This window comes from Leucobacter sp. M11, assembly GCF_035726885.1.
Classification (GTDB): domain Bacteria; phylum Actinomycetota; class Actinomycetes; order Actinomycetales; family Microbacteriaceae; genus JAPFRB01.
Genome location: NZ_JAPFRB010000006.1, coordinates 63041 through 75871 on the forward strand (window position 1 = coordinate 63041; position 12831 = coordinate 75871).

Here is a 12831-nt window from a genome sequence, read left to right on the forward strand (position 1 = left end):
ATTCCCTTTACGCTGTCCACACTCGGCACGACCTCGATCGAGAACGTCCGCGCGGCGAACCCGAGCGGGCGCAACTGGTTCCAGCTCTACGTGATGCGGGAGCGCGAGATCTCGTACGGGCTCGTCGAGCGGGCGGCAGCGGCCGGATTCGACACGCTGATGTTCACGGTGGACACCCCCATCGCCGGGTACCGGATGCGCGACACCCGCAACGGCTTCTCGATCCCCCCGCAGCTGACCCCCGGCACCATCCTGAACGCCCTGCCCCGGCCCTGGTGGTGGTTCGACTTCCTGACCACCCCGAAGCTCGAGTTTGCCTCGCTCTCGACCACGGGCGGGACGGTGGGCGAGCTGCTGAACTCCGCGATGGACCCGACCATCTCCTACGAGGACCTCGACGTGATCCGCGAGCTCTGGCCCGGCAAGCTGGTCGTCAAGGGCGTGCAGAACGTCGCCGACTCGGTCAAACTCATCGAGCGCGGCGTTGACGGCATCATTCTCTCGAACCACGGCGGTCGGCAGCTCGACCGCGCCCCGGTGCCGTTCCACCTGCTGCCGCAGGTCGTTCGCGAGGTGGGCGCGGACGCGACCGTGATGATCGACACCGGCATCATGAACGGCGCGGACATCGTGGCCTCGGTCGCGCTCGGCGCGAAGTTCACGCTCGTGGGCCGCGCGTACCTCTACGGGCTCATGGCCGGTGGCCGCGAGGGCGTCGACCGCATGATCCAGATCCTGCGCAGCGAGATCACCCGCACGATGACCCTGCTCGGGGTGTCCTCCCTGGAGGAGCTGGAGCCGCGGCACGTCACGCAGCTGAGTCGGCTGATGCCGACCGTGCACCCCGAGGCCGCGCAGGCGTCCCGCGCACTCCTCGGCGACTAAGCGCCGCATCGCTCGCCCCGCCCCCGACCGGTCACGTCGGGGGCGGGGCGTTTTTCTGGGTGTTCGGGCGTTGCCGGCTCCGAGTTTGCCGGGGATCCCCGGCCGCTTCGGAGCCCGCGGTGTTAGGTTTTCAGACACAGCGCTTCGGCCCGTGCGCACCGCTCCCGGGCCGGGCGGCCGTGAGTACCCCGCGCGAGCGGGGGTGGGGAGGACACCATGACTGAGCACACCCAGAGCATGCGACGCGCGTTCGGAGGCGGGGTCGCGCGGAGGATCATCCCGATCGGGCTCGCCCTCGGCCTTGGCCTGACCGGGCTGACCGCGTGCGCCCCGGAGGGATCGGCCAATCCGAACGGGTCGGGGAACGGCTCACCCACGGAGGCGAGCAAGACCCCGGGGGACGGGCAGAGCTCCGGCGGCGTGGAGACGACGGCCCTGCCAGACCGCGATCAGCTCCTCGCCGCGGCGAAGCTCGCCCAGGAGGAGGCCGGCGGTGGCACCGTCATCAGCATCGACCTCGAGGACCGCGCCCGGACCTGGGAGGTCACCGTGGCCGCGGGCGACGGCACCGAGACCGAGGTCGAGATCTCGGCCGACGGCACGAGCGTGGTCACCCCGCCCCGGGTGGAGCAGGACGACCCAGAAGACCTCGCGGAGACCGTCGCCCTGCTGGCCGGGGCGAAGCTCGACCTGACCGCGGCGGTCGACGCCGCGCTCGGCGAACTGCCCGACGCCACGGTCACCGAGCTCTCGCTGGACAGCGATCGCGGCAAGACCCTCTGGGAGGCCGAGCTCGTGACCGGCAACGTCAAGCAGCAGCTCGACGTCGACGCGGCAACGGGGGAGATCCTCCCCGCGCGCTAGGTCGGCCGTGGGACCTCGGCGTTCCCGCGCGCGCTCAGGAGGGCCATCCAGGAGACGGAGATCAGGTCGGCAATGAGCTCGCGCGGGAACGGCTCCCCGCGGAGAAACACTCGCATGTAGTGATACAGCGGGGCGAACATCACGGTGGCCACCTCGGTCGCCTCAGCGAGATCCACGACCAGCCCAGACCGCCAAAGCGCGCGGGCCATTTCCTGGTTGCCCGGGAGATCGTCCGGGAAAAATCGGGCATACAGGCCGGGGTGCGCCGCCGTAGCTTCGAACACGGGCCGCATCACGTCGGCGATCAGCGGCCAGTGATCCATCGCCGTCAGGAGCCAGCCGCGCAGTTGCTCCGGCGCTGGCTCTTTGAGGACCTCGGTCAGCGCAGCGTACTGCTCGGCAAACCGTGCGGTCGCGAGATCGAGGAAATCCTCGAGGACATCGGCTTTCGTGCCGAAATGGAGATAAAAGGTGGCCCGGCTGGCTCCGGCTTCTGAGGTGATCTGGTCGATGCTCGCTGCGTGGTAGCCGGTCCGGAGGAAGACTCGGATTGCCGCGTCGATGAGCAGCTGTTTCGTGATCGCCTTTTGCGCTGTCCGGAGTGAACGCCGCGGAGGTGCGGCCAGCGCAGATGCGGTGTCGTCGTGAGGCTGACGCTCCGCTTCCCGGAGGTCCTTCGGGGTGTTTGTGCTCGCGCTCATGCGCTGACTGTACCAAGAGTTGGGAAGAATCCGGGGAAATTCGATCCGGTGATTGACACTGTGTCTAGTTAATGTTCACATGGTCCACACACCGGACGCCCACAGACGTGCGTCCGGCAATCGGAAGGACAATGATGTCGTACGAATTTGACCCTGAGGTCGCCGCGGTTGTCCCGTATGCGCCGCCCGTCGACTTGCGAAACATCGTGGGGACGCGGCAGTTGTTGGCCGAAGCAGCGCAACAGTTTCCCGCATTCGATCCCGGCCCCGACGTCTCGGTGCTCACGCATTCGGCTCCGGGCGTTGCTGGGGCGCCGGCAGTGGACCTGATCGTGGTGCGGCCGGCATCGGCTCCCGAACGAGCCGCCCCCGCCCTGCTGTGGTTTCACGGCGGGGGATTTGTGTTGGGTGATGCCAAAGAGGGAGTGCCCCTCCTTGCGGCCGCTGCTCGGGAACACGGGGTGATCGGGGTTTCCGTGCAGTATCGCTTGGCGCCCGAGCATCGCTACCCCGCGCCCATTGCAGACGGTGAGTCCGCGCTTCGCTGGGTGCTCGACCGGAGCGGTGAACTGGGGATCGACCCAGAGCAACTGTTCGTCGGCGGGCAAAGTGCTGGCGCCGCTCACGCCGTAGGGCTCGCGCTGAAGCTTCGAGACTCCGGCGGCCCCCGATTCGCATTCCAGCTTCTGGACATCCCCGTGGTGACGGATCGAACAGATTCGCCCTCCGCCCGGGATTATCACGACACCCCGGTGTGGCACCGAAGCAACGCGGAGCTGAGTTGGGATGCCTACCTGGGCGAGGGGTACGGCACCGCTCCCGAGTATGCCGCCCCAGCCCGTGCCGACTCCCTCGCGGGCCTCCCTCCGACGTTCCTCAGCGTGAACCAGTACGATCCGCTGCGCGACGATGGGATCGAGTTCGCCCGGCGACTCGCTCATGAGGGAATTGCGACCGAGCTCCACCTCTACCCGGGAACGTTTCACGGCTCCGCAGGAATCGCGTTGAGCGCGGGAGTTTCTGCGCGGCAAAACGCAGATCTGCTCGCCGCGCTCGGCAGAGCTGTCCGCGTTGAGACCCTGGGGCAGACGACGTGACCCGGCCTGGAGCCCCCCTCGGCGGTGAGCAGGGGGCCGACCGGGACGTGATCGTGGTCGGCGCAGGAATCGGGGGGCTGTACGCGGTGCACGCCCTTCGGGAGCACGGACTTCGCGTGACCGCCTACGAGGCCGGCCCTGACGTTGGGGGCACCTGGTATTGGAACCGATATCCCGGGGCACGGTGCGATGTCGAGAGCCTCGACTACCAATACTCGTTTAGCCAGGACCTGGTGGATGAGTGGACCTGGAGCGAGCGCTATGCGACGCAGCCGGAGATTCTCTCTTATATCAATTGGGTTGCTCAGCGGCTGGACCTGCGACGGAACATCGAACTCAACACGCAGGTGCTCCAAGCCGTGTACGACGAAGACACCGCGCTGTGGTCTGTCTCAACGGACGCGGGCGAGACCGTACGGAGCCGGTTCCTCGTGACCGCAGCCGGCTCGATCTCGGCCACAATGGTGCCCGATTTCCCGGGCATCGAGGACTTTGCCGGGGAACAGTATCACCCGGGGAAGTGGCCAGCAGTGGGCGTTCAGCTCGCGGGGAAACGCGTTGGCGTCATCGGAGTGGGGTCTTCTGGGGTGCAGCTGATTCCAGAACTGGCGGACGCGGCGGAGGAGTTGATCGTGTTTCAACGGACCCCCGCCTACTCGATCCCGGCCCGGAACCGAGCGCTCGGGGCTGACGAGATAGAACGTGCACGACGGGATCATCGTCGCGATGCGGAACAGGCACGGTGGTCTCATTCGGGAATCAATCTTCCGATCACCGGTCAGCGCATCCTTGATGAGGACGATGCTCAACGATTGCCGACGCTCGAGAAGGCTTGGAAACTCGGGGGCAACCTGTTCCTTTCGGCCTACATCGACACCGGTGTTGATCTTGCCGCGAACGACATCTTGGCTGACTTCGTGCGGGACAAAATCAACAGCATCGTGCGCAACCCGGTGACCGCCGAACGGCTCACGCCCCGAAGCTACCCCATTGGGGCCAAACGCATCGTCACGGACACCGACTTCTTTGCCACGTTTAACCGGGATCATGTGCGCCTCGTGAGTCTGCGTGAAGAACCCCTCCAGCGCATCGAGGCCGAGGGCATCCGGACCGAAGGAGGGTTCTACCCCGTGGACGTCCTCGTATTCGCCACCGGGTATGACAACCTGACCGGTTCTCTGACTCGGATGGATATTCGGGGCAGGGGCGGAATCGGTTTGCGTGAGTCGTGGGCGGACGGGGCGCACACCTATCTCGGGTTAGCGGTGGCAGGCTTCCCGAATCTTTTTACGATCACCGGGCCGCAGAGCCCGTCAGTGCTGGTCAACATGTTTCAGGCGGTTGAGCAGCACGTTGACTGGATTGTGTCGGCAATCGTCACGATGCGCGATCGTGAATTGATCGAAATTGAAGCCACACCAGAAGCGGAGCAGCAGTGGTCATCGCAGGTTGACGAGGCACTGCAATACACGCTCTATGGGCACGCAGACTCGTGGTATCGAGGTGCGAATGTGGCGGGAAAGCGAAGGCAAACACTCGTTTACTGCGGCGGTCTTGGCACGTACCGCGGGATATGCGAGGACATCGCGGCTGATGGGTACCGTGGCTTCCGCCTCTCCGCACAGCCGGGGCTGGTGCCCGAGAGCGCGGGCACAGTCGGCGGGACACACAGAACAGAGGAGGCAACACGATGAGCGAGACAGCACGTCCGGGGCGACTTGACGGCAAGGTAGCCCTGATCACGGGGGGATCGATGGGGATGGGTGCCGCGCACGTTCGTGGACTCGTTGCTGAGGGGGCGCGGGTGATGATCGCCGATATCGCCGAAGCGCGCGGGCGCGACCTTGCGGCCAGTCTCGGCGATTCGGCAGCGTTTGTTTCCCTGGATGTCACGGACGCCGAACAGTGGCGAGCCGCGGTCGAGGCGACGGTGTCCCGGTTTGGCGGGCTGAACGTTCTGCTGAACAATGCGGGAATCTTCCACGCGGGGTCGATCGCTGAAACCACGCGGGAGCAGTGGGACCGGACCCTGGCGATCAACCTGACCGCTGCCTTCCTCGGCCTCCAAGCGGCGCTTCCCGCGTTGCAGCGGGGAACGCCATCTTCGGTCATCAACGTTTCTTCCACGGCCGGTATTGAAAGCTATGGAGGACAGGCTGCCTACAGTGCTTCGAAATGGGGGTTGCGCGGTCTCACCAGGTCCGCTGCGCTCGATTTAGCGGAGGACGGTATTCGGGTGAACTCCATTCATCCGGGCGGGGTCGCGACGCCGTTGATTGAGGCCTTCCGGACGCTGAGCGAAGAGGATACCGTCGGGAGCACCCTCTCTCGATTCGCCCGGCCCGAAGAAATCACCGGACTGGTCGTCTATCTGGCGAGCGACGAGGCGTCTTTCGTGACGGGAGCGGAGATCGTCATCGACGGGGGGATCACCGCCGGACAGGCCGCTGTCTGAGCGGAGAACGCTTGGCGTATCATGCGAGCCCACCCGGCCAATTGGCTGGGTGGGCTCGCACGTCTGTCGGCGGATCCTCAGATCAGGCTGCGGTGTATCCGCCATCGACGGGGAGGATCATGCCCGTGAGATATTCCGCCTCCGGGGAGGCGAGGAATGCGACAACGGCGGCAACGTCCTGGGGCGTCCCGAGTCGCCCCAGGGGGACGAGTGCGCTCTGCGCCTGTTCTGCGGCGACCGGATCGGGTTGCTCTGCAATCCACTCATCGATGAGCGGGGTCCGTGTCATTCCGGGGGCAACGGCGTTCACGCGGATACCGGCCGGGGCCAGCTCGATCGCCGTGGCCACGGTGAAACCGTTGATGGCTCCTTTCGAGGCGGAGTAGGCGCTGACCGCCGGCATTCCGACGACGGCGAGTCGGGAGCTCATGTTAATGATGCTGCCGCCCCCGGCAGCGGTCAGCCGAGGGACGACCGCCTGGGTCATCATCATGGTGCCGAGCACATTCAGATCGAGGGTCGCTCGGATTTCAGTCGCGTCCAACGCCGAAACGGTGGCACCGTGTCGGCGACCCGCGTTGTTGACCAGAACCCGGAGGGGACCAAAGCGGTCGTCAACTGCCGCAACCGTCGCAGCGCCTGCGCTCGAGGAAGAATGGTCGACCGCGACGAAGGCACTCCGAGAACCGATCTCGGCGAGGACGCGGTCCTCAGGGACATTCCTCCCGGTCACCCACACGCCGAACCCCCGGGCGTGCAGCGCACAGGCGATGGCGTGGCCGATTCCGGCGGTCCCGCCGGTCACGATGGCGCTGCCCAGCGGTGCCGGGTCGTTGCGGGGCGGTTGGGACGGGGCGTGAGAGGTCATCCTGGGGGAACTTTCGTTGGGGGACGGGGAGGCTCGTTCCGCGCCGGTCTGGCCGGCGCGGAACGAATCTAGCGTGCGGGGCTGGTGGTCACGTCCTCATCCTCGCGGAAGGAGTACGCCCTGCGGCGACTCGCGAGCAGAGAACCGATCAGCGTGGTGATCACGATCACGGCAAGGAAGATCATGAGGGACCAAGACTTCTCGTCCGTCATGAGGAGCAAACCGGTGGCAATCATTGGGGCGAAGCCGCCCAGCATCCCGGCAATGTTGAAGGAAATAGCGGTTCCGCTGTAGCGGTAGGCCGTCGGGAACAGTGAGGGCAGGATTTGACCACCCACCGCGTAGGTCACCCCCATCGGCTGCACCATCACAACCATCGCGAGGATCACGAGTGCGGGTACCCCGGTGTCGAGCAGCAGGAAGAACGGCACGACGAGCGCGAGGCAAACGATTGATGCCCAGATCGCGACCTTGGTCGGTCCATATCGTTCGGCGAGAGCCCCGGAAACGAAGACGGTCACGATTTGCAGTGCGGCCGCGAGCAGGCTTCCGGTGAGCATCACTGAGGAGGGCAAGCCCAGAACCCCGGTGCCGTAGCTGATGGTGAATGTGGTGACGAGGAAGAATCCACCAATGGACAGCATCGCGACAGCGGCGCCGATCAGGACCTGGGGTGTGGAGTGCCGGAAAACCTGGGCCAGCGGAACCTTCGCCTGCTTCTGTTCCACGGCGACGCGCTCAAACGCGGGGGTCTCTTCCAAGCGGACACGGATCCAGAGGGCGATGAGGAGCAGCGGGAACGCGGCGAGGAAGGGCAGACGCCATCCCCAAGCGCTGAAGGCTTCGTGGGGGAGGAAACCCACGAGGATAAACGCGGCTGAGCTCATGATGTTCCCGATCGGGGAGCCAAGCTGGGGGAGGACCGCGTAGCGAGACTCTTTGCCCTTCGGGGCATGCTCAAGAGCCAGGGTGACCGCGCCGGCCCATTCTCCGCCGAAGGACAGGCCCTGCAAGATTCGCAGCAGGGTGAGCAGGATCGGGGCGAGTACCCCAATCTGCAGGTAGTTCGGGAGTAAACCGATCATTCCCGTGGCACACCCGATCAAGACGAGCGTGAAGATCAGGGTCTTTCGGCGGCCGAGGGTGTCACCGAGGTGACCGAAGATGATCGCCCCCAGCGGGCGGGCCGCAAAGCCGACGGCGAGCGTCACGAAGGACGCGAGCGTCGCCACAAGCGGGTTTTCGGTGACAAAGAACTGGTGGTTGAACACGAGCGCGGCTGCGGTGCCGAACAGGAAAAAATCGTAGTGTTCCAGGCTGGTGCCGACCACGACCGCTGCGCGAACGGTTCTCGCCTGCTTTGCTGCAGCGCTGCCCCTCGCGGGGGCGTGATCAGTGGGGGTGCGGGTTGACATAGGGTCTCCTCATTGAGCGGGGTTGGTGAAGGAAATGAGTGTTGAACGCTGTCTCACAGGCGCCGGGTCTCGCCGGACGGGGCTGGGGACGCGTTCACGGCATGGTGAGCGCTGCAGGAAATCGCCCGTCTGGGTCAAAGGTGGCCAGCCCGCCAAGCACCGTGACGAGCACGGGGATGGACGAGATATCCGAGCTGGGCACGCTGAGCGGATCATCCCCCAGCAGCACAAAGTCGGCGAGCATTCCGGCCCGAATTTGACCCTTGCGACCGGCCCACCCGGTGATCGCGGCGGAACCCACCGTGTAGGCGGCGAGCGCCTCGGCAGCGGTCAGACGCTCGTCTGGGCCATACACGGCTCCGGAGCGGGTCCGGCGTTCCACGGCCGACTGGATCACGGCGAGGGGGGCTCCCGGTGCTACGGGGCGGTCAGAGCTTCCGGCGACGGGTAATCCGGCGTCGAGCAGGCTTTTCATCCGGAATGACCAGTTGGATCGTTCCGCACCGATGTAGCTGTGAAACCCATCACCGTAGAGCGTCATAAAGTGCGGTTGCGCGACGATGCTGACGTTCAGTTTCGCGAGTGCGCTCAGCTGTTCCGGACGCACAACGCCGCCGTGTTCGAGGCGGTGCGGAAGCGGCGGCAATACCCCTTCGGCGTCGAGGGTCCCCAGGATGTCCAGGGCAAGGTCGATTGCGGCATCCCCGACTGCGTGCATGGCGAGTGCCCATCCGGCGCGGGCAAGGTCGAGGGCGCTCTGCCGCAGTTCCGTCGCGTCACCCTGGAACATACCGTGTCGGCCAGCGCAGTGGCTGTACTCCTCGCTCAGCCGTGCGGTGGTGCCGAGGATGGACCCGTCGAGAAAGATCTTGACCGGGCCGAGCTGGAGCCGTTCGTCCCCGAGCCCGGAACGGATCCCACCCGGGAGCCCGGCTGCTCGGGGTACGCCTGCGCTGTTGTGTTCTGTGCTGCCGAGGACGTCGCCCACAAGCATTGCCTGCATCCGGGTCCGGAGGAGGCCGCTCTCGGACGCCCGCTGATACGCGAGGAACTCCTGCGGGCTGTGTCCGATCCAGCCGCCGCCGATCCCCGCGTCCGTGACGCTGGTGAGCCCCTCGCTTGCGTAGTGTCGGGTTGCGTGTTCGAGTGCGAGGACGATGGTCTCAAGCGGGGCGGGGAGCAGGTGATCCTGCACGATGGTCATTGCCTGTTCTTCGAGGAGACCGGTTGGCTCGCCGTCGACGGTCACGATGTTGCCACCCGTCGGCAGGAGACCGCTCCCATCGGGGGCGAGCAGGTCCCTGACCCTGAGCAGGTCGAGTGCGACTCCGTTAATGAGGCAGGAGTGACCTGAGGTGTGCTTGATCCATACCGGGCGGCCCCCTGCGGCGCGATCCAGCTGTTGGGGAGTGGGGTACTGCCCGTCCGTGTCCATATGGTTGAAGCCCGAGGCGATCACCCAGGCATCGGGGTCGAGCTCGGCTGCGGCCATCGCAATGCGCTGTTCGAGGTCTTCGAGGGACCGCAGGGCAGAGAGGTCCGTCTCCAGGAGCGTGTGGCCAAACCAGACGCTGTGGGCGTGGGCATCGTTGAATCCTGGCACAATCGTCGCGCCTTTGGCGTCGAGTGTGTGCTGTGCCCGGAGCCCCTCGGTTTCGGAGTCGACGGCCACCACGCGGCCCAGGTGCACGGCGAAACGCTCGGCGATTGGGTGCTCGGCGTCCTGGGTGAGGACACGAGCATTGGTGATGAGTAGATCAACGATCACGAGACTCCCTTGGCTGAAAAGTAGATCACTCTCATCTTGAATTGACTTGGTGCCTGTTTCAAGAGCGAAAATGTTGCAGATTCCCCACTAAAACTGTGCACAGTGTCGAGTATGGTGAGGGGATGAGCGATCAAGCGATGTCTCCGACGCAGTGGCAGAGTTCGCCCGAATGGGGGCGGGTCATGCACCGCATGTCAGGCAGGCGGGACGAACTCGTTGAACGGTTTATTGCCCTGTTCCCCGTGGACGATCGCTATGGGCCCAACGTGCTGAGCGAGGACGACGTCCAGCAGGTCGTCGCTGAGACGATGGATCTGTTTCTGCTGGTCCTGGCGGGGGAGGAGCCCGGGCAATACCTGCGCGGGGTGCCCGAGCGGCTCGGCTCTCGTCGTCACCGGCAAGGCATCGATCTTGAGTTACTGATTGCGGGGGTGCGCACGACCTTCCGGGTGCTCTGGCAGGCACTTCGCGAGGAAGCTGAAGCGGACGAGCCGGAACTGCTGCTCGGGCGGGTGGACGGCCTGCTGGAGATGGTCGAGCGTCATGTCGCTACGGTGCAGCATGCCTACCTCCGGGAGGAGGAACGGATGAGTCGGGACTCGCAACGGGCGATCGAGCGGACCCTGTCGTATTTCTTGGGGTCGACTGAGCCGTCCCCGGCAGAGCTTCGAGAGGTGGCTGGTGCGTTGGGGGCCTCGCTCGGGGCCGAGTATCGGCTTGCGGTGCTCTACTCGCGCGGGCACGAGGAATTGCTCGCGGCCGGACCACTGTTGGAGCGGTGGCCGTTCCGTGCGGACCGGGCCGGGGTGCTCTGTGCCTTTCAGCTCAGGGAAGAGCCATTTGATCCGAACGGTTTGGCCGAGTATTTTTCCGGCTGTTTCACGGAGCAGCCCGTGTGGCTCGAGGAAATTCCTGAGCTCAGTCGCGCGATGATTCGTCTGGCGCAACCTCTTCGCTTGGACGGGCGCGGGGTGGTCTCATTCGACGAGGCAACGCTGGCGTTTGCCAGGACGACCGCCACGGAACACATGCCCCGGCCGACGTTGCAACTCGGCCATGCCTTCGCTGAGATTCCTGAGGGTGAGCGGGAACGACTCGTGGAGACGCTGAGCGCGTGGTTCCGATCCGGGACAATCAAGGAGACCGCTGCGTCTCTCCGGTGCCACCGGAATACCGTGGTTGCCCGTCTCGCCAGATTCCGAGAGCTCACCGGATACGACGTGGCCGTTCCCCGGGACTTGAGTATCGTGGCGCTGGCTCTTCCCCTCTAGCGATCTGTGTCCGCATCGCGGGACTCGAGGATTTCGCGAAGCCGGACGAAGTTCTCCTGGATATGCTCGCTCATGAGCGCCGCTGCCTCCGTCCGTCGACCGGCCACGATTGCGTCGTAGATCTCCTGGTGTCGGGCCACGATGGGTTCTTCCGGGTTCACGTACTCCTCGTCCGCGTAGGACAGGACCGTGAAGTAGAAGACCAGCTCCTTGCGGATCTGACCGTAGAAGGCGCTGAGCCGCTCGCTGCGCAGCAGGTCGACGATGGTCTGATGCAGGGCGAGGTCCGCGGCAACGATGGGCTCGGGGAGCTGGGACTTGGTGCTTTCCGTGAGGGCCTGGAACGCCGCATGGATTCGCTCGAGCTCCTCGGGGGTCGGCTCCTGCTGAACGGCAAGCAGCTCGATGTGCGTGCGGGCTCGGTAGAGATCCTCCAGGTCCGAGACGGTGGGCGTGCTCACCACCGCGCCGCGGTGAATCTCGTATTTCACGAGCCGGCTCTGCTCGAGGAGGCGAATGCCCTCGCGGAGCGAGTTTCGGGAAATGCCGAGTCGACCGGCAAGGCTGCTCTCGCGAAGGGGCTCACCCGCCTGGAGATCGCCGGCGACGATCATGCGCATCAGGGTTTCCGCGACGACCTCGGCCGTGCTCATACGGTGCAGGGAGATATCAATTGGCGATGACATTATTGTGCCATAATATCAGCCATTGCTCACATGTGGAATTGTAGGACAAAGGAGTTGCTATGGCGCAGGGTGCGGTTGCGTTGGTCACGGGTGCGACGTCGGGGATCGGGGTGGAGATCGCTCGGCGCTTGGTCGGGGACGGGTTCCGCGTCGCGGTCTCGGGGCGCTCGCGGGAGCGGGGGGAGCGCGTGGTCGACGAACTGGGTGACGCGGCGCGATTTGTGCCGAGCGACGCCCTGAATCCGGGGGAGGGCGCCCGGCTCGTGGCCGCCGTCCGTGCGGAGTTCGGGCGGCTCGACGTATTGGTCAACAACGCGGCGATCGACCACACGGGCGTGCTCACCGAGGTCTCCGAGGACGAGGTGCGGGACACCTTTGCCGTGAACACTCTGGCCCCGATGAACCTGCTCATCGCCGCCGCGGCCGCGATGCGGGAGCAGGGCGAGGGGGGCTCGATTATTAACGTCACCTCGCGGCTGGCCAGCATCGGGGTGCCGACCATGGGGATCTACAGCGCGAGCAAGGGGGCCATGCTGGCCTTCACGCGGGCTGCGGCCGTGGACCTGGCCCCGGAGAATATCCGCGTGAACGCGGTTGCGCCCGGGATGACCCGCACCCCGCTCTTTCAGGAGTGGCTCGACGGGCTGCCGGACCCGGAGGCAGAGGCCGCTCGGGTAGCCGCCGCCATCCCGCTCGGCAGGATCGCCGAGCCCGCCGACGTTGCGGCCGTGGTGGCGTTCCTGGCGTCCCCGGACGCGGCGTACCTGACCGGGACCTCGATTCCCGTCGAGGGCGGCTACCTGGCCACCTAGGGCCCGCGA

General features: G+C 65.6%; 12 protein-coding genes. 7 read left to right on the top strand and 5 right to left on the bottom strand.

Translation table 11 applies throughout. From position 1 onward, the window contains the following. Positions 1-885, top strand: an 885-nt coding sequence (locus OOT08_RS17360; RefSeq protein ID WP_325094108.1) for an alpha-hydroxy acid oxidase, incomplete at its 5' end; no start/stop codon positions are given. 216 nt (positions 886-1101) lie between these two features. Next, on the top strand, positions 1102-1749 hold the full coding sequence (locus OOT08_RS17365) for a PepSY domain-containing protein (protein ID WP_325094110.1): 648 nt from the start codon (positions 1102-1104) through the stop codon (positions 1747-1749). Here the strand turns inward: OOT08_RS17365 and OOT08_RS17370 are convergent. After that, positions 1746-2450 carry a TetR/AcrR family transcriptional regulator gene (locus tag OOT08_RS17370; RefSeq protein WP_325094111.1) on the bottom strand — a complete coding sequence of 235 codons (705 nt, stop codon included), beginning with the start codon at positions 2448-2450 and terminating at the stop codon, positions 1746-1748. The genes OOT08_RS17365 and OOT08_RS17370 overlap by 4 nt on opposite strands. Positions 2451-2581: 131 nt before the next feature. On the opposite strand from OOT08_RS17370, the gene OOT08_RS17375 reads away from it, so the two are divergent. Genes OOT08_RS17375 through OOT08_RS17385 form a run of 3 tightly spaced genes read left to right on the top strand, consistent with a single transcriptional unit; the run spans position 2582 to position 6002 of the window. Next, positions 2582-3547: an alpha/beta hydrolase gene (locus OOT08_RS17375; RefSeq protein ID WP_325094113.1), complete on the top strand. Its 966-nt coding sequence runs from the start codon at positions 2582-2584 to the stop codon at positions 3545-3547. A 53-nt stretch (positions 3548-3600) separates the two neighbouring features. Further along, on the top strand, positions 3601-5241 hold the full coding sequence (locus tag OOT08_RS17380) for a flavin-containing monooxygenase (RefSeq protein WP_325094218.1): 1641 nt from the start codon (positions 3601-3603) through the stop codon (positions 5239-5241). Then, a complete protein-coding gene (locus tag OOT08_RS17385) occupies positions 5238-6002 on the top strand; it encodes a glucose 1-dehydrogenase (RefSeq protein WP_325094114.1) in 765 nt (254 codons plus the stop codon). Before OOT08_RS17380 ends, OOT08_RS17385 begins: the two co-directional genes overlap by 4 nt. 82 nt (positions 6003-6084) lie before the next feature. Here the strand turns inward: OOT08_RS17385 and OOT08_RS17390 are convergent, their stop codons facing one another. The 3 genes from OOT08_RS17390 to OOT08_RS17400 all read right to left on the bottom strand — a co-directional run bounded on the left by OOT08_RS17390 (position 6085) and on the right by OOT08_RS17400 (position 10053). Then, a complete protein-coding gene (locus OOT08_RS17390) occupies positions 6085-6870 on the bottom strand; it encodes an SDR family NAD(P)-dependent oxidoreductase (RefSeq protein ID WP_325094116.1) in 786 nt (261 codons plus the stop codon). 68 nt (positions 6871-6938) lie between these two features. Then, complete coding sequence (locus OOT08_RS17395; RefSeq protein WP_325094117.1) at positions 6939-8285, bottom strand: MFS transporter; 1347 nt, start codon at positions 8283-8285, stop codon at positions 6939-6941. Between the two features lie 94 nt (positions 8286-8379). Next, positions 8380-10053, bottom strand: a complete 1674-nt coding sequence (locus OOT08_RS17400) for an amidohydrolase (protein ID WP_325094118.1) — start codon at positions 10051-10053, stop codon at positions 8380-8382. 95 nt (positions 10054-10148) lie between these two features. Between OOT08_RS17400 and OOT08_RS17405 the strand changes: the two genes are divergently transcribed. Further along, on the top strand, positions 10149-11324 hold the full coding sequence (locus OOT08_RS17405) for a helix-turn-helix domain-containing protein (RefSeq protein ID WP_325094119.1): 1176 nt from the start codon (positions 10149-10151) through the stop codon (positions 11322-11324). Here the strand turns inward: OOT08_RS17405 and OOT08_RS17410 are convergent. After that, positions 11321-12010, bottom strand: coding sequence for a GntR family transcriptional regulator (locus tag OOT08_RS17410; RefSeq protein ID WP_325094120.1), 690 nt, complete (start codon positions 12008-12010; stop codon positions 11321-11323). The two genes, OOT08_RS17405 and OOT08_RS17410, sit on opposite strands and share 4 nt — an antisense overlap. 59 nt (positions 12011-12069) lie before the next feature. Between OOT08_RS17410 and OOT08_RS17415 the strand changes: the two genes are divergently transcribed. Beyond that, a complete protein-coding gene (locus tag OOT08_RS17415) occupies positions 12070-12822 on the top strand; it encodes an SDR family NAD(P)-dependent oxidoreductase (protein ID WP_325094121.1) in 753 nt (250 codons plus the stop codon). Positions 12823-12831: the final 9 nt, after the last annotated feature.

Excerpts from the sequence above, each read along its gene's own strand:
- OOT08_RS17410 (WP_325094120.1), bottom strand. The coding sequence starts at position 12,010 with ATGTCATCGCCAATTGATATCTCCCTGCACCGTATGAGCACGGCCGAG.
- OOT08_RS17370 (WP_325094111.1), bottom strand. The coding sequence starts at position 2,450 with ATGAGCGCGAGCACAAACACCCCGAAGGACCTCCGGGAAGCGGAGCGT.
- OOT08_RS17415 (WP_325094121.1), top strand. The coding sequence starts at position 12,070 with ATGGCGCAGGGTGCGGTTGCGTTGGTCACGGGTGCGACGTCGGGGATC.
- OOT08_RS17375 (WP_325094113.1), top strand. The coding sequence starts at position 2,582 with ATGATGTCGTACGAATTTGACCCTGAGGTCGCCGCGGTTGTCCCGTAT.
- OOT08_RS17365 (WP_325094110.1), top strand. The coding sequence starts at position 1,102 with ATGACTGAGCACACCCAGAGCATGCGACGCGCGTTCGGAGGCGGGGTC.
- OOT08_RS17390 (WP_325094116.1), bottom strand. The coding sequence starts at position 6,870 with ATGACCTCTCACGCCCCGTCCCAACCGCCCCGCAACGACCCGGCACCG.
- OOT08_RS17385 (WP_325094114.1), top strand. The coding sequence starts at position 5,238 with ATGAGCGAGACAGCACGTCCGGGGCGACTTGACGGCAAGGTAGCCCTG.
- OOT08_RS17395 (WP_325094117.1), bottom strand. The coding sequence starts at position 8,285 with ATGTCAACCCGCACCCCCACTGATCACGCCCCCGCGAGGGGCAGCGCT.